Annotated in this window: 18 protein-coding genes and 1 pseudogene; 7 read left to right on the forward strand and 12 right to left on the reverse strand. The window is 63.2% G+C overall.

The genetic code is table 11. From position 1 onward, the window contains the following. Positions 1-126: 126 nt before the first annotated feature. Both ACTNBK_RS12665 and ACTNBK_RS12670 read left to right on the forward strand, forming a co-directional pair. Positions 127-885, forward strand: a pseudogene (locus tag ACTNBK_RS12665) (M56 family metallopeptidase); the annotation flags it as partial. Between the two features lie 267 nt (positions 886-1,152). After that, positions 1,153-2,229 carry a M23 family metallopeptidase gene (locus ACTNBK_RS12670; RefSeq protein WP_441146643.1) on the forward strand — a complete coding sequence of 359 codons (1,077 nt, stop codon included), beginning with the start codon at positions 1,153-1,155 and terminating at the stop codon, positions 2,227-2,229. A gap of 51 nt (positions 2,230-2,280) precedes the next feature. Here ACTNBK_RS12670 and ACTNBK_RS12675 read toward each other — a convergent pair whose 3' ends face one another. The 9 genes from ACTNBK_RS12675 to ACTNBK_RS12715 form a co-directional block, all read right to left on the reverse strand. Next, positions 2,281-4,773, reverse strand: a complete 2,493-nt coding sequence (locus ACTNBK_RS12675) for an AAA family ATPase (protein WP_441146589.1) — start codon at positions 4,771-4,773, stop codon at positions 2,281-2,283. A 112-nt stretch (positions 4,774-4,885) separates the two neighbouring features. Continuing rightward, on the reverse strand, positions 4,886-5,620 hold the full coding sequence (locus tag ACTNBK_RS12680; protein ID WP_441146591.1) for a CvpA family protein: 735 nt from the start codon (positions 5,618-5,620) through the stop codon (positions 4,886-4,888). Between the two features lie 36 nt (positions 5,621-5,656). Next, complete coding sequence (locus ACTNBK_RS12685) at positions 5,657-6,832, reverse strand: DUF5711 family protein (RefSeq protein ID WP_441146593.1); 1,176 nt, start codon at positions 6,830-6,832, stop codon at positions 5,657-5,659. 43 nt (positions 6,833-6,875) lie between these two features. Next, a complete protein-coding gene (gene truA, locus ACTNBK_RS12690; RefSeq protein ID WP_441146595.1) occupies positions 6,876-7,628 on the reverse strand; it encodes a tRNA pseudouridine(38-40) synthase TruA in 753 nt (250 codons plus the stop codon). Between the two features lie 40 nt (positions 7,629-7,668). Beyond that, positions 7,669-8,475, reverse strand: a complete 807-nt coding sequence (locus ACTNBK_RS12695) for an energy-coupling factor transporter transmembrane component T family protein (RefSeq protein ID WP_441146597.1) — start codon at positions 8,473-8,475, stop codon at positions 7,669-7,671. Next, positions 8,475-9,341: an energy-coupling factor transporter ATPase gene (locus tag ACTNBK_RS12700; RefSeq protein WP_441146599.1), complete on the reverse strand. Its 867-nt coding sequence runs from the start codon at positions 9,339-9,341 to the stop codon at positions 8,475-8,477. Before ACTNBK_RS12700 ends, ACTNBK_RS12695 begins: the two co-directional genes overlap by 1 nt. Before the next feature lie 14 nt (positions 9,342-9,355). Continuing rightward, a complete protein-coding gene (locus ACTNBK_RS12705) occupies positions 9,356-9,622 on the reverse strand; it encodes a hypothetical protein (RefSeq protein WP_441146601.1) in 267 nt (88 codons plus the stop codon). 16 nt (positions 9,623-9,638) lie between these two features. Then, a complete protein-coding gene (locus tag ACTNBK_RS12710) occupies positions 9,639-10,484 on the reverse strand; it encodes an energy-coupling factor transporter ATPase (protein WP_441146603.1) in 846 nt (281 codons plus the stop codon). Between the two features lie 34 nt (positions 10,485-10,518). Then, on the reverse strand, positions 10,519-11,385 hold the full coding sequence (locus ACTNBK_RS12715; protein ID WP_441146605.1) for a class I SAM-dependent methyltransferase: 867 nt from the start codon (positions 11,383-11,385) through the stop codon (positions 10,519-10,521). 192 nt (positions 11,386-11,577) lie between these two features. Between ACTNBK_RS12715 and ACTNBK_RS12720 the strand changes: the two genes are divergently transcribed. From ACTNBK_RS12720 to ACTNBK_RS12735, 4 genes are all read left to right on the forward strand, one after another. Further along, positions 11,578-12,276 carry a hypothetical protein gene (locus ACTNBK_RS12720; RefSeq protein WP_441146607.1) on the forward strand — a complete coding sequence of 233 codons (699 nt, stop codon included), beginning with the start codon at positions 11,578-11,580 and terminating at the stop codon, positions 12,274-12,276. A 225-nt stretch (positions 12,277-12,501) separates the two neighbouring features. Then, a complete protein-coding gene (locus tag ACTNBK_RS12725) occupies positions 12,502-13,347 on the forward strand; it encodes an undecaprenyl-diphosphate phosphatase (RefSeq protein WP_441146609.1) in 846 nt (281 codons plus the stop codon). Between the two features lie 56 nt (positions 13,348-13,403). Then, positions 13,404-16,139 (forward strand): DNA translocase FtsK, encoded by a 2,736-nt coding sequence (locus tag ACTNBK_RS12730; protein ID WP_441146610.1) that lies wholly within the window; start codon positions 13,404-13,406, stop codon positions 16,137-16,139. Positions 16,140-16,162: 23 nt separating this feature from the next. Next, positions 16,163-16,570: a GNAT family N-acetyltransferase gene (locus ACTNBK_RS12735; protein WP_441146612.1), complete on the forward strand. Its 408-nt coding sequence runs from the start codon at positions 16,163-16,165 to the stop codon at positions 16,568-16,570. Between the two features lie 53 nt (positions 16,571-16,623). Here ACTNBK_RS12735 and ACTNBK_RS12740 read toward each other — a convergent pair whose 3' ends face one another. After that, the gene (locus ACTNBK_RS12740; RefSeq protein WP_441146614.1) at positions 16,624-17,994 is read right to left on the reverse strand and encodes a PepSY1/2 domain-containing protein; all 1,371 of its coding nucleotides are present in this window, start codon (positions 17,992-17,994) and stop codon (positions 16,624-16,626) included. Positions 17,995-18,152: 158 nt separating this feature from the next. On the opposite strand from ACTNBK_RS12740, the gene ACTNBK_RS12745 reads away from it, so the two are divergent. Further along, the gene (locus tag ACTNBK_RS12745; protein WP_441146616.1) at positions 18,153-19,727 is read left to right on the forward strand and encodes a phosphodiester glycosidase family protein; all 1,575 of its coding nucleotides are present in this window, start codon (positions 18,153-18,155) and stop codon (positions 19,725-19,727) included. Between the two features lie 56 nt (positions 19,728-19,783). Here ACTNBK_RS12745 and ACTNBK_RS12750 read toward each other — a convergent pair whose 3' ends face one another. After that, positions 19,784-20,782, reverse strand: coding sequence for a hypothetical protein (locus ACTNBK_RS12750; protein ID WP_441146618.1), 999 nt, complete (start codon positions 20,780-20,782; stop codon positions 19,784-19,786). Beyond that, positions 20,779-21,273, reverse strand: coding sequence for an RNA polymerase sigma factor (locus ACTNBK_RS12755; RefSeq protein WP_441146620.1), 495 nt, complete (start codon positions 21,271-21,273; stop codon positions 20,779-20,781). Before ACTNBK_RS12755 ends, ACTNBK_RS12750 begins: the two co-directional genes overlap by 4 nt. Positions 21,274-21,372: the final 99 nt, after the last annotated feature.

Raw genomic sequence — 21,372 nt, forward strand, 5'->3', positions numbered from 1 at the left:
GAAAAGCAGATAAATAATGGCTATTTTGCACTGAAATCACCTTAACCAAGCGCAAATGGCGGCTAATACATTGAGTAGAAACAGGATAAAGGCTTTTATTCAGAGGTTCCCCAGAAGCGGTATACCGCAAAGACCTGCTATATTCTGTGGCTAGCTCTGGCGGTGTGGCTCCTGCTGCCGGTGGATTGGTCCCTGCCGGAGCCCGCCGTCACCATCACGGTGCCGGAGGTGTCCCAGGTGTGGATTGCGCCGGCGGAGCCGGTGTCCGCTCCCGTTGTGATCGGGACGGAAGAGGCGATACCGGAACAGGTACATCCCGCCCTGCCCACTCTGGAGCAGCTCCTGGCCGGGGTCTGGCTGGCGGGAGCCCTGGGCCTGCTGTTGTGGCACGGGACCGGCTACCTACTGGCCCGGAGGCGGCTGCGCGCCGGGAGCTGGGATGAGCCAGAGGACCAGGTCCTCCTGGCGTCCCTCTGGAAAGGGGAGCACGGAGGGCCGGAGGTGCTACGGACGGCGGATGTGGTGGCGCCCCTGTCCCTGGGGCTCTTCCGGCCTCTGGTGTTCCTGCCCGCTGAACTGGGGGAGGAGGAGACAGCCATGGTCCTCTCCCACGAGCTGGCCCACGTCCGCCGCCGGGACCTCTGGTACAAGTCTCTCCTGCTGCTGGTCAATGCCGCCCACTGGTTCAATCCCCTGGTGTGGTGGATGTGCCGGCAGGCGGGGCAGAATTTGGAGTACTGCTGTGACGACGCGGTGGTGGCCGGTCAGGACACCGCTTTCCGGTACGACTACGGCCAGGTCCTCCTGCGGTATGCTGCCCGCGGCACCGGCATTCCCCTGTACGCCACCCGGCTGAGCAGCGGGGGCCGGCAGATGAAAGGAAGGCTGATGAATCTGTTTCTCAAGAAAAAGACCGGCATGATGCTGGTGACGGTGGCCCTGTGCACCGCCGTGGCCGTGGGCACTCTGGTGACGGTCCAGTCTGCCCAGGCCGAGACGCCCATGACGGCACAGGAGGCCCTGGATGCCTTGGCCCAAAGCGTGACTATCAATGACAAGGAACTTACCTTTACTATTCCTGCGGCCTATGAGAAAGCCGATGACTGGCGTATCCAGGTGTCCGTCCGGTATCAGATGGGGGAGGCCGGGACCATGAGCGTCCATCTCATCGACAACGACGGCACCGCCGGGCGCTGGAAGGGGGGAGAGGGAGCCTACTCCATCCCTCTCACCGACTACGAGTTGGACCGGTTTGAAAGCCTAGCCCTGTGGGCCTTCCTCACCGATGAGGTTGGGGAGGAGTTGGAGCGGGAGGTGGACCTGCTGGCGCTCCGCCGCGGCGTCCTGACCGATGGGGCGGATGCCATCATCAAATGGGTGGACGCCGATGCCGCCGAGCCTGTCTGGGTCTGGCCGGTGCCGGAGTATCAGGAAGTCACAGAGACCTTCGGTACCCGGGTCCACCCCATTACTGGGAAGGAGAGCAGCCACGACGGGGTGGACATCTCCGCCCCGGAGGGCGTGGCGGTGCTGGCGGTGCGCAGCGGCACCGTGGCGGAGACCGGCTGGGATGACACTGACGGAAACTATGTCCTTCTGGACCACGGGGACGGTCTCACCACTCTGTACGGCTGTCTGAGTACGGTCTCCGTCCAGACAGGGGATGTCGTGGCTCAGGGCGACGTCTTGGGCTCTGTGGGCCAGACCGGCGCTGCTACCGGTCCCCATCTCCACCTGGAGGCGGCCCAGGACGGTGCCCTGTATGATCCCCTGAGCTGGTTCCCAGTGCTGCCGGAGACGGCCCTGAAGCCGGAGGCGATCACCCTCCAGGGGCTGACCCTGACCTGCAACGGCCACACCTACGACCTGACCGAGCGCTCGCCCGCCATCACTGCCGTGACCCAGATGGAGTGGGTGGGGGAGCAGATCCTTTTGGAGTGCCACACCGGTCCCAAAAACAACCTTTACCTGGTCTTTGATCCACGGACCGAGACCTTTGTAAAGGAGCTTGCCGGGACCCACCTCATCTGGAAGGGAGATGACCTGACCACGGCAGTCTATGCCTTCTGGGGCGACATCTGTACCTGGGATGGCACCGTACTGGCCACGGTGGACCTTGGGACGGATGGATATGTCAGTGATTTATCCTTTACAGTGGGTGTGTCCCAGGTGATGGTGACCGTCACCCAAAATGAGGTAAGCAGTACCCAGCTGGTGTCCCTGACCTGACCCAAAGACAGCAAAAGGCCCGCCGAAAGGCGGGCCTTTTTGATGCCGTTTTTAGAGAGCCAGCAGCTCGATCTTGCCGTCCTTGCCCACGGCTTTGAGCTGGGTGATGGACTCCATATAGCTCTCGATAATCTTGGTGGCGATGGGGTCCTCCAGGTCCTTCTGCACCTGGCGACGCAGGTTCCGGGCGCCGTAGGTGAGGGAGTACGAGGTCTTGACCAGGTGGTCCAGGACGCTCTCGTCCCAGGTGAAGGTGATGCCCTTGTCCCGGAGGTTGTCGGTGAGCTCACCCAGCATGATCTTGGCGATCTCCTTAAAGTTTTCCTCGCTGAGACGATTGAAATAGACCACCTCGTCCACCCGGTTGATGAACTCGGGCCGCAGGAAGGAGCCCAAGGCCTTCATGGCCTTGTCCTTACCCTGCTCCTTGTCGGTGCGGCCGAAGCCAACAGAGCCGCCGCCCTTGTCGCTGCCGGCGTTGGAGGTCATGACAATGATGGCGTTCTCGAAGTTCACGTTCCGGCCCTGGGCGTCGGTGATGTGGCCGTCATCCAGGATCTGGAGCATGATGTTGAGCACGTCGGGGTGGGCCTTCTCGATCTCGTCGAAGAGAATAACGCAGTAAGGTTTCCGGCGGACCTTTTCGGTGAGCTGTCCGGCCTCGTCATAGCCCACATAGCCCGGGGGAGAGCCAATGATGCGGCTGACAGCAAACTTCTCCATGAATTCCGACATATCCAGTCGGATCAGGGACTCGGGGGAGTTGAACATATCCTGGGCCAGCTGCTTGACCAGCTCGGTCTTGCCCACGCCAGTGGAGCCCACGAAGATGAAGGACACGGGCTTGCGCTTGGAGGCAATGCCCACCCGTCCCCGGCGGATGGCGTTGGCCACCTCGTGGACAGCCTCGTCCTGGCCGATGATGTGGCTCTTGAGCCGGTCCTCCAGGTGGGCCAGGCGCTCGAACTCCTGCTCCTGGATCTGGGTGGCGGGGATCTTGGTCCACAGCTCGATGACCCGGGCCAGGTGGGAGACGGTGAGGGGCGGGTTGAGCTTGTCGGCCAGGGAGTCTTTCTCCTGGTTGAGCTGGAGCTCCTGGCTCTTGAGGACGGCCAGACGCTGGTAGGCCTTTTCGCTGTTGATACGCTCCAGCTCGCTGCGCTCCTGGTTCACCTGCTCCAGCTGCTGCCGGAGCTCGGTGAGCTTGGCCTGGCGCTCGGTGTCCTCGGGCTGGGCGGGGGCGCTCTCCAGCTTCTCCTTCTGCTGGAGCAGGGTCTGCTCCCGGCGGCGCAGACGGTCAAAGGGCTCGCCGGACTTGTCGTTGGCGGCGGCCAGCATGACCTCCCGCTCCTTGGCGATGTCGGCCAGCTCCTTGTCGATCTGCATGGTCCGGGTGAGGGCCTTGTTGTGGAGGTTCACGTCGGAGGAGGCTTCGTCGATGAGGTCGATGGCCTTGTCGGGGAGGAAGCGGTCGGTGATGTACCGCTCCGACATGGTGACCGCCAGGCGGCACATCTCAGGGGAGATGGTGACGTGGTGGTACTGCTCATAGTAGGGGGCGATGCCCTTGATGATCTCGATGGCGTCGTCCACCGAGGGCTCCTCCACCATGACCGGCTGGAACCGGCGCTCCAGGGCGGAGTCCTTCTCGATGTACTTGCGGTATTCGGTGAGGGTGGTGGCGCCGATGACCTGGATCTCGCCCCGGGAGAGGGCGGGCTTGAGGATGTTGGCGGCGCTCATGGAGCCCTCGGCGTCGCCGGCACCCACCAGGTTGTGGACCTCGTCAATGACCAGGATGATATTGCCCAGCTTCTTGATCTCCTCGATCAGGCCCTTCATCCGGCTCTCAAACTGGCCTCGGAACTGAGTGCCGGCTACCAGGGAGGTGAGGTCCAGCAGGTAGACCTCCTTGTCCAGCAGCTTATAGGGCACGTTCTTCTCGGCGATGCGCAGGGCCAGACCCTCGGCGATGGCGGTTTTGCCCACGCCAGGCTCACCGATGAGGCAGGGGTTGTTTTTCTGCCGGCGGTTGAGGATCTGCACCACCCGCTCCAGCTCGGACTCACGGCCGATGATACGGTCCAGCTTGCCCTCCTGGGCGCGGTTGGTCAGGGAGATACAGTAGTTCTCCAAAAACTTCCGCTTGGGCTGGCGCTCCTTGCCGGAGGATTTCTCCTCCCGCTGCTGGCGGGTCTGCTCGCCGCTGGGGGGCTCGGAGGCAGGCTGGCCGCCAAAGAGCTTGTTGAGGAATGGGAAGGTGGCGGTGCGCCCCTCGTCATCCTCCTGGTCCTCGTCGGGCTGGGGAGCCAGACCTTCCATCCCCTCGGCGCCGCCGAAGGCGGACATCATCTCGTTGGTGAGACCCTCCAGGTCCTCCTCGCTGATGCCCATTTTCTGCATCATATCTTCTACGGGCTTGATCCCCAGCTCCTTGGCGCACTTGAGGCAGAGACCCTCATTCTTGGTCTCTCCACCCTCAATACGGGTGACGAAGATCACGGCCACGTTTTTATGGCAACGGGAACAAAGTGTAGGCTGCATACGTTACTCCTTTTCGGGAGATGGGTCGCGCTGCATACATCCCCCGGAAAATCGAATCTATCACGCAAATATGAACTAGTGATGAATTTCGTATAAAAACTTTTCGGAATCCTTAGACGGAGGTCTCGGTGGCGGCGGCCAATCCGCCCAGCACCAGAGCCACCGGATTGGTGGTCATGAAAAACTTAAGCAGATGGGTCTGCTCCACGGTCTCCTCAGGGATGACCTTGCCCAGATAGCGGAGGACCCAAGCACACAGGAAGAGAATGGCGCAGCCCTTGACCAGGCCAAGAATGGCGCCGCCGGTCTTGTTGAGGAAATGAAGGCCGGGCAGACGGGCAACCAGGTTCAACCCGTGGCTGATGAGGGTCCAGGCGATGAGAATGAGGACAAAGAAGACTACGAAGAGAATCATGTAGGCTACAGTGCCGGCGATGGAGGCGGCCACAGCCGCGGCGGCGTTGGCGGCCACTTGGGTCATGCCCTGTTCCACGGCGTCATTGACAGCGTCCACGGCGCTCTGGTAGAAGCCCATGTCCTTCAGGATATTGAGGATCTCGGTGAGGGCGATGCTGTCAGGCTGGAGGTCCTCGTCCTGGTCGGGGAGGACAGTGGAGCCGGCGATTTCCTGGTCCAAGCGCTCCTCGATGGCGGAGGCGAAGCGGGGCTCCAAATAGTCGGCCACTTTGGGGGAGAGGGCGCCTGCCAGGAAACCGGCGCCGATGAAGGCCACCAGCACCGCCACCAGGCCGCACAGAGAGAGCAGAAGCCCCCGGGAGGCACCGTGGATGGTGAAGGCGGCGAGGACGATGAGCAGGATGATGTCGAAGATAATTGCGGTTGTCATCATGGTTACACCTCGGTCAGATAAAAGGGAAGGGGATCAGTTGGGGATGCAGAGCTGGGCGGTCTCGCCACTGGCAAGATAGGCGGTACCATCGCTGCGCAGGACCACATTGCGGGCGCCCATGGTGTTGTCAAGCAGGGCGTAGGGCTGGAGGTCCCGGGTATAGATGGTGAGGGTGGAGGCGGTGAGCACCGCTACATACCGTCCGGAGGCGGCCAGGTCTAGGATCTGATCCTCCAGGTCCAGGGCGGCGATGGTCTCACCCTTGCTGTCCACCGTGGTCAATGTGGTGCTGCTGCCTGCCCGGTACTTGCCCAGCAACAGGGCGGCGTAGCCGTCCCCACCCAGGGAGTAGTCCTTCAGGTAGGCGCCGCCGTAGTCACAGGTCAGGTTGGTTGTTCCATCGGTGCTCACGATGCTCAGGCCGGTCTCGCCTAAGGCCCAGAACATGTCCCCAGAGCAGCTCAGATCTAAAATGGCGTTGTTACCCAGAGAGCACTGGGCAAAGGCTTCGTCCCCGGTTTTGTCATAGAGGGCAAGGGTGCTCTCAAAAGCGTTATTTGACTGCCCTACGGTGAGAACAGCAGTGGTCTTTCCGTCCTGAGAGGGAATGGCGTCCATGACATAGCGGGTGGAGATCCGGATGGCCATAGTGGGCTGAAAGTTGCTGCCGTAGAGGGTGACAACCCCCTTATAGCCGGTTTCCCGGGTGACCACCGCCAGGGTTCTGCCTGGGCCCATACGGGCGGAGAGAATCTCATGGCCCTGCTCGGCGTCCAGAGAGAAGATTTGGGTGCGATCGGCATAGACCCGCAGAATGGTGCCGCCGGCATCATAGACCACCGCGGCGTCATCCCGGATGTCGGCCACCGGGTGGAGAAGGGAAAGGGCGTCGTTGAGGTATTCCACGCCGCTGGAGGAGTAGAGCCGTATACCGGCGGAGGACCACACCAGTAGGTCGCCTCCCAGACTGGAGAAGCCGCCCCGTCCAGAACTGTCGAACTGAAAAGCGTCGATCTGACCGGAATCGCTCCGCTCCAGAGAGCGGTAGGTGAAGTAGCGTTTGATGGCGTCCAGGTTGATCCGGTCCCGGTAGGCCACCAGGGCTACCGCCCCCAGCAGAAGAGCCAGGGTCAGGAGAAAGGCCAACAGGCGCAGGATGGGATTCGGTTTTTTCTTGGGTGCCGGCGGGACCGGCTTGAGTTCTTCCATGTTATGTGCTCCCGATCTGGTGATGGTGGGGACAAAGGAGGGCTCACAGCACGTCCTCGTCGTACCACAGCTTGGTCATGTAAAGGCCGCCCGGCGGCACGGTGGGACCGGCAGCGGTGCGGTTCTTGCTTTCCAGAATGGCGCTCACTTCCTCTGGGGCGAATTTGCCTTCGGCGGCGTAGACGCAAGTGCCCACCATGGCCCGCACCATGTTGTAGAGGAAGCCATTGGCGCACACCCTGCACTCGATGAGGTCGCCGGTGCGGCTGATATCAAAGTAGTACACTGTGCGGACGGGGGAACGAACATCGGTGCCCACCGCCCGTACGGCGGAGAAGTCGTGAGTGCCCACGAAGCAGTCGGCGGCCCGCTGCATCACGGCCTCGTCCAGGTGCTTTGGATAGAACCAGGCCCGGTTTACGTAGAAGGCGTTTCCCAGCCGGGAGTTATATATGCGATAGGTGTATTCCTTCTTGATGCAGGAGCCGATGGCGTTGAAGTCCTCCGGTACCTCGGTGGCCTTCACCACCACGATGTCGTCGGGCAAGCGGGTGTTCACCGCCAGGGGAATGCGGTCGCAGGGGATGCGGGAGGTGGTACGGAAGTTGGCGATGTAGGTCTCGGCGTGGACGCCGGCATCGGTGCGTCCGGCGCCGGTGCACTTCACAGGGTGGCACACCACAGTGGAGAGGGCCTTTTCCAGGGTCTCCTCCACGGTGACGGCGTTCTTCTGCACCTGCCAGCCGTGGTAGGCGGTGCCCACATACATGAGCTTGAGGGCGATGTTCCTTGTCATAGGCGATTCAGCGGCTGTAAGGCCGCACTCCTTGTCAGTCTTAGAACCCCAGGGCCCGGAGGATCAGCACCACGGCCACCAGGGCGGCACCCAGAATGAGGGCGGCGATGTCGGAGCCCTGGAACCGGAGCTGCCGCAGCCGGGTGCGGCCCTCGCCGCCGTGGTAGCAGCGGCACTCCATGGCGGTGGCCAGCTCGTCGGCTCGCCGGAAGGCGGAGATGAAGAGGGGCACCAGCAGGGGCACCAGGGCCTTGGCCTTCTGGAAGAGGTTTCCCGTGTCAAAGTCGGCCCCTCTGGCCTTCTGGGCGGACATGATCTTGTCGGTCTCCTCGATGAGGGTTGGGATGAAGCGCAGGGCGATGGACATCATCATGCTCAGCTCATGGACGGGGACGTGGACCTTCTTGAGGGGACCCAGCAGCTTTTCCAGGCCGTCGGTGAGCATGATGGGGGAGGTGGTATAGGTGAGCATGAAAGTGCAGGTGATTAGGAAGGAGATGCGCAGCACCATAAAGAAGGCGGCCCAGAGGCCCTCCACCGTGATCTTGAGGAACTTCCACTGCCAGATGGGGTCGCCGGGGGTGTAGAAGATGTTGAGCACGGCGGTGAGGATGATGATGAAGAGGATGGGCCGCATGCCCCGGAGGATGGTCTTGGGCCGGATTTTGGAGACGGCGATGCAGGCGCACAGCGTCAGGAAGAGGACGGCGTAGGCCGCTCCGCCCTTGGCGGAGAAGAGGGCCACAATATAAAGGATGGTGAAGAGCAGCTTGGTCCGGGGGTCCAGCCGGTGGATAACGGTATTGCCGGGGAAATACTGCCCCAGGGTGATATCCTTGAGGGCCATTATACCGCCCCCTTTCGTGCCAGATAGTCCCGGACAGCGGAGCGGGCCTGGTCGATGGTGTAGACTGAGGGGTCGATGTCCACCCCCATGGCCCGGAGCCGGTGAAAGACCCGGGTGACCTGGGGGACACCCAGGCCCATGGCCTCCAGCTCGTCCCCATGGGCAAAGACCTCCCGGGGGGTGCCGGAGAAGGGGATGTGTCCCTTGCTCACCACCACCAGCCGGTCCACGGTGCGGGCCACCTCCTCCATGGAGTGGGAGACCAGGATGATGGTGGCGTTTTTGGCTTTATGGTAGTCCCGGATGTTGCCCAGAATGGACTCCACGCCCACCGGGTCCAGCCCGGCGGTGGGCTCGTCCAGGATGAGGACGGAGGGCTCCATGGCGATGACGCCGGCGATGGCCACCCGGCGCTTCTGGCCGCCGGAGAGCTCGAAGGGGGACTTCTCCAGCACGGCGTCGGGGAGGCCCACGAAGGAGGCGGCATCCCGGACCCGGCGGTCCACCTCGTCCTCGTCCAGCTTCATGTTTTTAGGGCCAAAGGCGATGTCCTTGTAGACCGTCTCCTCGAAGAGCTGGTACTCCGGGTACTGGAATACAAGCCCCACCTGGAATCGGGTCTGACGGGTACGCTCCTTGGTCTCCCAGATGTCCTTCCCCTCAAAGAGGACCCTGCCCGAGGTGGGCTTCAGAAGGCCGTTGAGGTGCTGGATGAGGGTGGACTTGCCGGAGCCGGTCCGGCCGATGATGCCCAGGTACTCCCCACGGTAGGCGGCAAAGTCCACCTCCTCCAGGGCGGCGTGCTCGAAGGGGGTGCCGGAGGAGTAGATGTGGCTGAGTTTTTCCGTTTGTATGATGGCGTCCAAAGGTGGATCAGTCCTTACATTTTGGAAGTGGTGGCGGTGTCCTTCTCCAGCCTGTAGAGCTGGTCCTGAAGGAAGCGGACCCGGGTCTCCAGCCGGCTCAGGCGCATCCAAAGCACCGCAATGAGTCCACCTAGAGCGGCGAGGATTAAGCTGAAGAGAACGCGGAAGGCGAGCCAGAGGTCCATATCAAGGAGGGGGGCACACAGAGTGAGCAGGAGCATAGAGACGAAAAAGACAAGGATACAGATCCCGATGACCGGGTGATTCCACTCGCTGTTCATGAGCGGCCTCCTTTTGTCATTTCGTGAGCAGATCGTAGAGGGCCTGGGCGCACTCCTCGTCGGAGAGGGCATCCAGAGGGAGGTTCAGGCCGTCCCGCCGGAGGGCCCAGCACAGCTCCACCGTCTCGGGGACGGTGAGCCCCACCGATTTGAGGGCCTCCACATGGGAAAAGACCTCCTTGGGAGTGCCGTCGGCCACCACTTTACCCTTGGACATGACCACCAGCCGGTCGGCCTGGGCGGCCTCGTCCATGTGGTGGGTGATGAGGACCACCGTCACGCCGGCGGTGCGGTTGAGCTTTTTGATGGTGTCCATGACTTCCCGGCGGCCCACCGGGTCCAGCATGGCGGTGGGCTCGTCCAGAACGATGCACCGGGGTGCCATGGCCAGCACACCGGCGATGGCCACCCGCTGCTTCTGTCCGCCGGAGAGGAGATGAGGGGCGTGTTCCCGGAACTCATACATGCCCACGTTCTTGAGAGCGTCATCCACCCGCCGCCGGATCTCCTCCGGGGGGACCCCCAGGTTCTCCGGGGCGAAAGCTACGTCCTCCTCCACCACGTTGGCCACGATCTGGTTATCAGGATTTTGAAAGACCATGCCCACCGTGCGCCGGATGTCCAGCAGCCGGTCCTCGTCGGCGGTGTCGATGCCGTCCACGTAGACGGTGCCGCCGGTGGGGAGGAGGATGGCATTCATGTGCTTGGCCAGGGTGGACTTGCCCGAGCCGTTGTGGCCCAGCACGGCCACGAAGGAGCCGGAGCGGATATTTAAGTCCACGCCGTCCAGCACCACGGGGGTGGCGCCCTCGGCGGCGGGATAGGAGAACCGGAGGGCCCGGGTCTCGATGATGTCACTCATGGTAAAGACCTCGCAGTCGGGAAAAATACCGGACTCAGCCCTGGCTGGTCCAGCGGCCGGTGGCGCCGCAGGGGAGGACCAGGCCGGTGTCGGTGACGGGGAGGCCCAGCTCCTGGCTGTGGGTGCGCCCGCCCCAGCGCTTGGAGACCACCGTCTCCAGGATGTAGGTGAGCACCGACGGGGCAAGGCCCGTAGTGTAGGAGTTGATGAGGAAGAATAGGGGATCGTCGGAGAGGACCCCAGCCACCAGGTTCACGAAGGGCCACAGGTTTTCCTCCAGCTTCCAGATCTCACCGGAGGGACCCCGGCCGTAGGAGGGGGGGTCCATGATGACGGCGTCGTACCGGCGGCCCCGGCGGATCTCCCGCTCCACGAATTTGCCGCAGTCGTCCACGATCCAGCGGATGGGGGCGTCGGCCAGGCCGGAGAGCTTTGCGTTCTCCCGGGCCCAGGACACCATGCCCCGGGCGGCGTCCACGTGGCAGACGGAGGCCCCCGCCGCCGCGCAGGCCACCGAGGCGCCGCCGGTGTAGGCGAAGAGGTTGAGCACCGAGATGGGCCGTCCGGCCTTCCGGATGAGGTCGGCGCAGAAGTCCCAGTTGGCGGCCTGCTCGGGGAAGAGGCCGGTGTGCTTGAAGTTCATGGGCTTGACCTGGAAGGTGAGGTCCCGGTAGCGGATCTTCCACTGCTCGGGGACATCCTTCTTCTCCCACTGGCCGCCGCCGGTGGAGGAGCGGGCGTAGCGGGCGTCGGGTCGCCGCCACAGGGGGTTGTCTCTGGGAGTGTCCCAGATGGCCTGGGGATCGGGACGGACCAGGATCCGGTCCCCCCAGCGCTCCAGCTTTTCCCCTCTGCCGCAATCGATCAGCTCATAGTCCTGCCATTTGTCCGAGACCCACATGGTGTCGCTCCTCCTCGTTCTCTCTATGCAAATCGATTGATTATACCATAAAAAAGAAAGAGGGTCAATTCATTCCCCACCGGGGAGATTTGTCGGAACCCGTTGAGTTGGGGCGTATCTTGTGATAAAATAAATTATACAAGTGCTCCGGGGGCAGCCGCCCGGGGAGAACAGGAAACGGAGGATACACACATGGAGCGTGGGGAGCATACCTTCCGCACAGCAGTGGTGGGAGGGTTCAACCGCCAGGATGTGCTCAATTATATCGAGGCTACCGTTAGGGAGGGCCGTGAAAAAACAACTGCCCTCCAGAAGGAGCTTCAGGAGCTGCGGGAGGAACGTGCGAAGCTCCGGCAGGAAAAGACGGCCCTGGAGCAGCAGGTGGAGACGCTGCGGAAGGAGACCGAGAAGCTGCGCAAGACTGGCACCGACCAGGGCACCGAACTGGGCCAGGTCCAAGCGGAACTGGCTCGGGAGCAGGAGGTCTGTGCTGCCCTTCGGAAGGAGCTGGATGGCTATAAGGACCAGTGTGCCAAGTGGGAGGGGGGAGCCAAGGCCTATGATGACCTGAAGGACCGCACCGCCACCATTGAACTGGAGGCCCGGCAGCGTGCCCGGGCCATTGAGAGTGCCGCTGAGGAGAAGGCCAAAAAGCTGCGTACCGAGGCCGAGCAGATCCTCTACAAGGTCCAGGCGGGCTATGGCCGCCTGCGTGGTGACGTGGACGCCACCATCACCCATGCCAGTGGGGAGCTGGGCCGGGTGGACAAGGCTCTGGAGCAGGTGCGCTCGGAGTTTGCCGAGCACGACGCCGCCCTGGAGAAGCTCCTCCAGTCCTGTAAGGATGTGGCCCGAAAAGCGCCCGACCCCCTCCCCCTGGAGGACAAGTAAAGGTCCCATCAGATTTGGTTTGGATCATAGATCCGCCACCTCGCCGTACAGCGGCGGGGTGGCGGTCTTTCTGTGTCGGAAAGGGAACTTACTCGACAAAATAACGGTATTTACCCCTCAGGATAGGGGTAGAAATGTTTTTTGCCCTGTGCTAATATATTATAATGTTCCCACATTGATAAAGCGCCGCGGCGGCGGCAGATCTGAAATCGGGAGGATCAAGCTTTGAACTATCTCTTTTCCATTGCCATGGGTTTCTTGCAGGGCGTGGCGGAGTTCCTGCCCATCTCAAGCTCCGGTCATCTGACGCTGTTCCAGTATTTCTTCTCCCCGGAGCAGAATCCGGAGGAGTTGGACATGCTCTTCACCATCCTGCTCCACTTCGGCACCCTGATCTCGGTATGTGTCTACTACTGGCGTGACATTATCGACATGATCCGGGAGTTCTTCCTGGGCATTTTCGACCTCTTCTCCCGGCGGGGAAGCCACCAGGGCCGGCCCCCAGAGGCCCGGCGGCTGGTGCTGATGATCATCGTGGGCACCCTGCCTCTCTTTGCCGTGCTGCTGGTGAAGGATGCGGTAGACGCCGCCTTCTCCAATGTAACCTTTGTCTCGGTGGCCCTCATCGCCACCGGTTTCCTGCTCTTCTTCTCCGACCGGATGGCCAAGGGGAGGAAGAATGCCCGCACTGCGACCATTGTGGATGCCCTGTTGGTGGGCTGTGCCCAGGCAGTGGGTACTCTGCCCGGTATCTCCCGGGCCGGCTCCACCATCTCTGCCGGTATGCTCTGCGGCTTTGACCGCACCTTTGCCGTGCGTTTTTCCTTCCTACTGTCCCTCCCTGCGGTGCTGGGCGCCAACATCCTGGAGATCGCCGACGCCGTCAAAGCCGGCGGAGCGGACATGTCCAGGCTCCCCATGTACATTGTGGGTATGGTGGTGGCCGGTGTGGTGGGCTATTTCGCCATCCGGCTGGTCAACCTGCTGGCCAACAAGGGAAAATTCGGTGCCTTTGCCTACTACTGCTGGGCGGTGGGCATCATCGCCCTGGTGGCCAGCTTCCTGGTCTAAGTACATAAGATTGATCCCGGCGGTATCGGCCGCCGTATTCCGGAAAGGATGGTTCCATGGCGACCACACGAAAGAAGACGACAGGGGGGAAGAGAACGGCCTCCTCCGGCGGAAAGCGAAGCGGCTCCGGTAGTTCCGCCGCCAAGAAGAGCGGCGGCAGCCGCTCCAGAAGCACGGCTCCCCAGCCAAAGCCCATCCGGCGGGAGGTGGGGGCGGTTGTCTGCCTGCTGCTGGCCTTTTTTGCCGCCTTTGGCTACTTTAATATCCAGGCCATTTTCATCGACCTCTTTTGCAGCCTGCTCAAGGGCCTCTTCGGTTACGGCTTCTGGCTGGCGCCCCCCATGCTGGTGGTGGCCAGCTATATTCTGGCTTTCCACCGGGGACGGCCGGTGCGTTTGCGGCTGTGGTGTGCCCTGCTGACCCCCCTGGTCATGGGGGCCATTCTCCACCTCTTCCTTTATAAGGGGGAGTTCGCCTTCAGCCTGGAGGCCGTCGGCGGACTCTGGAAGCAGGGGGAGGCGGTGCAATGTGGCGGAGTGGTGAGCGGTTTCATCGCCGAGACTCTGACCCTGGTGTTCAGCCCCATCGGTGCTGGACTCATCCTGATCCTAGCCCAGATGCTGATGTTCCTGGGGGCCTTCCACCTCTCCGTCCCGGAGATCGTAGACGCCATCCGGAGTCGGCCTCGGGCCGAATATGAGTATGAGGAAGAGGAGGAGCCAGAGCCGGAGGAGCGGCCAGTCCGCCGCCGTCCGGAGCCGGAGCGCCGCCGGGCGGCCATCGACATTCCTGTGGACGACGGTCCTGCTCCCCAGCCGGAGAAGCCCCAGGCCCGCAGTCTCTTCCCCCGGAAGGAGCGGCTCTTCAACCGGCAGGCGGGGGCTATGCCGCCGGACCAGGTGCTCACCGGCGCCCGGGCCATGGCGGAGGAGCCCCAGCCCGAGCCGACTGTCCAGCAACCTGAGCCCACGCCGGCCCCAGCCCCGGAGCCCGTGCCCGTTGTCCAGCCGGTATCGGCCGTACCGCCGGTCCCCGAGGTGGAGCCGGAGCCGGAGGTTCCCCAGCCGGAGCCGGAGGTCGCGGTAACACCGCCCCCCATGCCTCTGCCGGAGATCGTCCGGGAGCCCGCGGTGGAGAAGGTCTCCGCCAAGGAGGCCCAGGCCGAGGCGGCCAAGGTGGGGGAGGACATCGAAAAGACCATGGCGGAGAGCACTCCCGCCGTCTACCAGTATCCGCCGGTCTCCCTCCTCACCGAGGGGGCTGGAGATGTGGGCAACGGAGCCCAGGCCGAGCTCAAAATGAACCAGGAGCGCCTGGCCGACACCATCCGATCCTTTGGTATCGAGGCCCAGATTTCCGACGTGACCCGGGGACCCTCGGTGACCCGGTACGAGGTGGAGCTGGACCAGGGAGTCCGTCTCAACAAGCTCACCAACCTCTCCGACGACATCGCCCTGGCCCTGGGCGCCACCGGCGTCCGCATTGCCCCCATTCCGGATAAGATCGCCACCGTGGGCATTGAGGTTCCCAACAAGCTGGTAAGCCCTGTCCACATCCACGAGGTCATCGACTCCAAGGAGTTCCGGGATCACCCCTCCAAGGTAGCCTTTGCCGTGGGCAAGGACATAGCGGGCAACTGCATCGTGGGCAACATCGCCAAGCTGCCCCACCTGCTCATCGCCGGTACCACCGGTTCCGGTAAGTCTGTATGTACCAATTCCCTCATCATCTCCCTCCTCTATAAGGCCACACCGGAAGAGGTCCGCCTCATCATGGTGGACCCCAAAATGGTGGAGCTGGGCATCTACAACGGCATCCCCCATCTGCTCATCCCGGTGGTCACCGACCCCAAGAAGGCGGCGGGTGCCCTCCAGTGGGCGGTCACCGAGATGATGAAGCGCTACCGGGCCTTCTCCGAGGTGGGTGTCCGAGACCTGGCCTCCTATAACGCCCACGCCGCCAAGACTGAGGGTATGGAGAAAATGCCCCAGATCGTGGTGGTCATCGACGAGCTGGCCGACCTGATGCTGGTGGCGGCCAAGGAGGTGGAGGAATCCATCTGCCGGGTGGCCCAAATGGGCCGTGCCGCCGGCATGCACCTCATCATCGCCACCCAGCGGCCCTCCGCCGACGTCATCACCGGCCTTATGAAGGCCAACATCCCCAGCCGCATTGCTTTCGCCGTGGCCTCCGCCCTTGAGTCACGTATCATTCTGGACACCACCGGCGCCGAGAAACTGGTGGGCCGAGGCGATATGCTCTATTTCCCCCTGGGCTCCGGTAAGCCCCTGCGCGTCCAGGGCTGCCTCATCTCCGACGAGGAGGTGGCCTCGGTGGTCTCCTTCATCAAGGAACAGAGCACCGTGGAGTACGACGAGTCGGTCATTCACGAGATCGAGCAGCACGCCGCCGAGAAGGAGAAAGGCAGCAAGGGCGTGGGTGGCTCCGCACCCGACGAGGTGGGGGAGGAGTACGACGAGCTCCTGCCTGCCGCCATCGAGGTAGTGGTGGAGACGGGACAGGCCTCCGTGTCCATGCTCCAGCGGCGCCTCAAGCTGGGCTACTCCCGGGCCGCCCGCCTGGTGGACCAGATGGAGGAGAAGGGTGTGGTGGGCCCCTTCGAGGGCTCCAAGCCTCGTCAGGTCCTCATCACCAAGGAGCAGTGGCAGGAGATGCAGTTCAAGCAGGGCATGGTGGACCGTGCCCCCGAGCCGGTGCCAGACGAGCTGGCCTTCGAGGGCGATGCCATCCCCCAGAGCCGGGAGACACCTCCCTTTGACCTGAACGACTGACCGCCCGAGAGGAGGAAGGGCCCATGACCTATGAGATCGTGCACAGCGGCGAGCAGGAGGTGGAGGAGGTCCACGTGGGCCTGCGCCGCTACAACCGCAGTTTCTGCCCCGACGTAGCCGACCTGTCCTGCTGTATCAAGGACGGTGAGGGCCGGTGCATTGCCGGGACGGACAGCTTCCGCATGGGGGAGATGGCCTCGGTGGACGTGCTCTGGGTGGACGAGGACCACCGGGGCCAGGGATTGGGTTCGGCGCTCCTGGCCCATGTGGAGGACCAGGCCAGGGCCCAGGGCGCCCGCCGGTTGGAGCTGAACACCCTGGGCTTCCAGGCCCCCGGCTTTTACGAAAAGCTGGGCTACCGCCGCTTCGGCGCCATCGAGCCGGCGGTGGGGACCTACGGCCACTACTTCTATGTGAAGGATCTGACCTGAGGAGAGAAAGACCCCGGCGCGGCAAGCAGTGCCGCGCCGGGGTCTTTTGCTGCTCAGAGCACCAGGGTGCCGTTCTCATCCTCCAGCAGCAGGAGGATCTTCTCCTCCTGACCGTTCTGGGCGTTCACATAGACGATGATATGGCGGCCGTCCTCGTCCTGGCACTTGAACTCGTGGCACAGGACCTCGTACTCGCCACCGGTGGGGATCAGAGCCAGCTGGTGGGAGAGGACGGTGAGGGCGGGGGAGACCACCATCTGAGCTTCCGCCTCGGTGACGGCGGGGGCGGGGAGGTCCCGGACCATGTGGTTCATGAGGTAGCCCTCCGACTCAAAGCCCACTACCCGGCCGGTGTCCAGGGCCACAGAGACCTTTACCAGGTCGGGGTAGCAGAGGACATCCCCCTGGGCGGAGGCGAAGTTGATGGTGACCACGCCGCCCTGGTCGATAAAATAGCTCTCCCGCATGGAGGGATAGCCCCGGGAGGCCAGGAAGTCCCGGGCCAGGGTGGCGGCCTCCTCCTGGGAGAGGGTGGCCGCCCCGGCGGAGCGGGAACTGATGGCCTCCAGCACCAGCCCGCCCTGTTTCGTCACCTCCACGTACAGCTCGCCGCCGTCCACTGCGGCGGAGAAGCCATAGGTGGGCAGGGTGCCCTCTCCGGCGGAGACCAGGGAGAAGAGCTCCGGCTCCAGGTCAAAAAACTTGGCGGCGGCCAGACGGGCGTCCTCTTGGGTAACCTGGGCCAGGCCCTCCAGCATCCGGGGTGCCCGGCCGGTGATGTGGTCGGAGAAGGGACCGTCATAGATGAGGGTGGGCAGCTCGGGGAAGTCCTCCTCCACGGTCTGGTAGACAGAGCCCGCCAGCTCCTGGCCGCCGCCCTCCTCACCGGAGAGCCGGGCCTCCGCTGTGTCCACGTCCTCAAGGGTGGCCGCGCCGGAGAGTAGGTCAGCCTGGAGGGCGGAGACCTGACCGGACAGGGTGGCCGCCGCGTCGGCCAGACTGCGCAGGCCCTCCCGCTCCTCGTCGGAGCAGGCACCGTTCACCGCAGCCGAGCGGGAGAGGGCGGCGGCGTAGTCCCCCGCCTTGGCCAGAAAAGCGGCGGTCTGCTCCAGCTCAATATTGCCGTAGGGGAGCTCGCCCAGGGCCATCTGGGCTGACATGGCCCGGCCGAAGATCTGGGTGCACAGGGCGCCCAGCATGGAGGGGGTAGTGGCGTACACGCCCTTTTGCAGGTCGGTGCCCAGCTGGCTCAGGTTGGCCGAAAGCTCGGCGAAGGCGTGGAGCCGGCTGTTGGTGAGGTAGCGCTGGTAGGCCGCCGCCTCCATCTGACCCTGGATCGCCAGACCGGCCACCACCGCGAAGGCGGCGGCTAGAAAACTGAACCGCCGCGCCAGCTGTCTGGGGCTTTTTTTGCGCTGTTCCATTGTGAGCGCCTCCTTTCCATCCTAGGATGGACGGCGGCGGCCAAGCTCATTCGGCAGCAGTTGGTGAAATATTTGCCGTATGCCGCCTGTATATTGATTTTTTCCAGAGAAGGCAATATAATGAAAGTGCTATATTTTGCAAGAGAGAAGGAAGGAAAATGAAGAAAAAGTATCTTTTTGGAGTGCTTTTGGCACTCGCACTGGTGGTCGGTATACTGCCGGTGTCCACGCTGGCCGCCTCCTCTGAGGTGGCATTGAAGCTGGGCAGCCCCTGGTGTTCCATCGACACCCAGGTCACCCAGGTGGATGAGAGCAACGCCCAGGTCACCCCCTACGCCGTCCAGGTCAACGGCGGCGGCTACACCCTGCTGCCCATCCGGCGGGTGCTGGAGGCCTTCGGCGGCTCCGTGGAGTGGGTCCCGGCCACCAACGGTGTGCTGTGCACCCTGAACGGACACCAGGTGGAGCTGGCCCCCGGCTCTGCCCAGGCCACGGTAGACGGTGTGGCCGTCACCATGGACGTGCCCGCCGAGGCCAAGAACGACCGCACCTTCGTACCGGTTCGGTTTGTCTCTGAGAATCTGGGCCTCTCCGTGTCCTATGAGCCCACCAACCAGATCGTGGTGGTGAGTGCCGCTCCCGTGGACCAGAACAGCCTCACCAGTCTGGCCAGCGTAAAGGCCCTGACGGCGAAGCTGGCCAGCATTCAGCCCGCTGTCCAGCCCGTTACTTACAAAGAGGGGAGCTACGCCCTGCCTTCCGGCACCGTCAGCGCCAAGATCATCACCGTGAATATGAGCGATCCCCGGGTCTCCGTGAAGAGTGCTATTGTGGGCAACAAGCTCAATGCCACCGCCGACTTCGGCAGCATCGTCTCTTACTCCGGCGGCGCCACGGCAGTCATCAACGCCAACTTCTTTGAGTCCTACGAGGCCGTCAAGGACCCCATTGGCCCCGTCATGGTGGGCGGAAACTTTGTCTACGGCAATAGCGGCTCCATCACCTCCCTGGGCATCACGGCGGACGGCAAGATGTATTATGGCCGTCCCTCCGTCTTTTACCGGGTCATCACCACCGACGGTGGTACTGCCCAGCAGTGGTCCGGCTACAACCTGAACGTCTTTGAGCAGTCCGCCGACGCCTCCGTGCTCTACACCCCCGCCCGGGGCGAGAGTGTGCCCGTCACCTGCGCCGGAGCCGCCCTCACGGTTCGCAATGGTGTCACCGCTGACTACCGAGCTGTGGCGGCAGGGGAGACCCTGACCATCCCCGCTGACGGCTATGTGCTGTGGATGGGCTCCGCCTTCACCGCCACCCACTATTATCAGGTCCCCGAGCTAGGCCGCACCGTGGCCATGGAGCCCTATCTGCGGGTGGAGGACGAAGAGGGCTTCGTCCTGGACGGTGTCACATCCCTCATCTCCGGTGCGCCTCGTCTGGTGAAGGACGGCGCCATCGAGACTTATCTGGACCCCGGCTTCACCGAGGCCCGTTTCACCACCAGCGTTACCCCCCGTACCGCTGTGGGCACTACTGCCGACGGGAAGCTGCTGCTGGTCAGTGTCCCCTCCGCCTCTATCCAGCAGATGCGGGAGCTCATGCTCCAGCTGGGCTGCCAGGATGCCATCAACCTGGACGGCGGCGCCTCCACCGCCATGTACTACAATGGCCAGACCCTGGCCACCCCCGGGCGTCAGCTCACCACCACCCTCCAGGTCTTCGTGAATTCCTAATCAAATGAAAAAGGCCCCGGCGCGGAATTCATTTTCCACGCCGGGGCCTTTTTGCCTCACTCCGACAGGGAGGTGAGGAAGATGTGGTCCACCAGCAGGGAGGTGGGCTCCACCTGGTCGATGAGGGCCAGGATCTCGTCCCGGCTCCCCTGGACGCAGAAGTTCTGGCTTCTGAAAGCCTCCATTTCCCGGGCGGAGCCCAGGGCCTCCTCCACTACTCCGGTCGTATAGTAGACACGGTAGTTGGAGAAGATGCCCAGGGAGGTGAGCAGCTTGGGCTGGGTGAGGAGAAGTTCTAAGATGTCGGCGTAGTACTGGGCCATCTCCTGACCATCCAGCTCTCGGGGATCGACCTCGTTGCCGAAGAGCAGGGAGGGGGATAGATTGACGCCGCCCTGGTATTCCATATCCGGGTCATAGATCTGGGCCCAGACCACCTCCGCCGGCAGGGTCCGCAGCTCCTCCGGGGTGCGTGGGGTATCGGTGCCCACAGACAGGCGGATATAAGCGGAAGAGGGCAGTTTTTCCAGCTCGGCAAGCAGGTCGGCTCGGTCCATGAGGTCCGAGTCGAAGCGCCCCAGATATTTGGTCAGTTTCCCGGTGGGGTCGGAGGTCACCTCTGCCTCACCCCGGCGGATGGTCAGGCGGACGTCGGTGTAGCCGCCCACATAGACTTTCAGATTTTTTAGACCAACCACATGGAGGGCCGCATCATAGGTGCCGAAGCCGGTATCGGTGATGTCGGTACCGGTGAGCCGGACGTAGGGCTGCATGGTGCCGAAGTAGGCGTTGAGGTATTGGGTGAAGCCTCCATCGTCCTCCTCCATTGGGATGGGATTGAAGGTGGTGAGCTTGGCCAGTGGGTTGATGAGGCCAAAGATCAGAGCGGCGCAGATCACCACCGCCAGCAGGGTCTTGAGACAGATGTTGCGGACCCGGCGGCGGATGAGTTTCTCCAGGGCCCGCAGCTCCTCCTCAGCGGGCTGGATGGGGGAGGACCCCTCCGGCTCTCCCAGGGCTTCCAGGCGGCGGTCCAGATCGTCAGGCTGTGTCATGACGTTTCCTCCTCTCCCAGCTCGACCTGGAGCCGGCGCTTGGCCCGGGACCGGAGCTGACGGACGTTTTCACGGGTGATGTGGTGGGTGTCGGCGATCTCGCCGTCGGTGAGGCCGAAGTAGACGCTGTCCAGCAGGATGGACCGCTGAAGCACCGGCAGCCGGGCGATGGCAGAGTAGAGCCGCCGCTTCTCCTCGTCGGCGATGAGCTGTTCCGGCAGGGTGGGGGAGGGGTCGGCCAGGTGCTCTGGCAGATCCTCCTCGCCACGCCTGGACCGGTCCCGCCGCTGGTTGAGGAACTCGTTGCGCAGCACCTTCACCAGCCAGTGGTCCAGGCTGCCGGTGGCCCGGTAGGAGAGGAGGGCCTTGAGGAAGGCGGACTGGACCAGGTCCTCGGCCTCCTCCCGGCTGCCGCACAGGGCGTAGGCGTAGAGCAGCAGGGGACGCCGCCGGGCCTCATAGACCCGGCGCAGCAGATCGTAGTCGGCCACGGCGCTCCCCCCTCTCTTGTCCTCTCTACTAAGAATAACACTTATAAGCCCGTTTTGTGACAACAAAAATGGAGCATCGCGTTTGCGATGCTCCATTTT

The organism is Intestinimonas sp. HCP28S3_D6, assembly GCF_052065695.1.
GTDB lineage: Bacteria > Bacillota > Clostridia > Oscillospirales > Oscillospiraceae > Intestinimonas.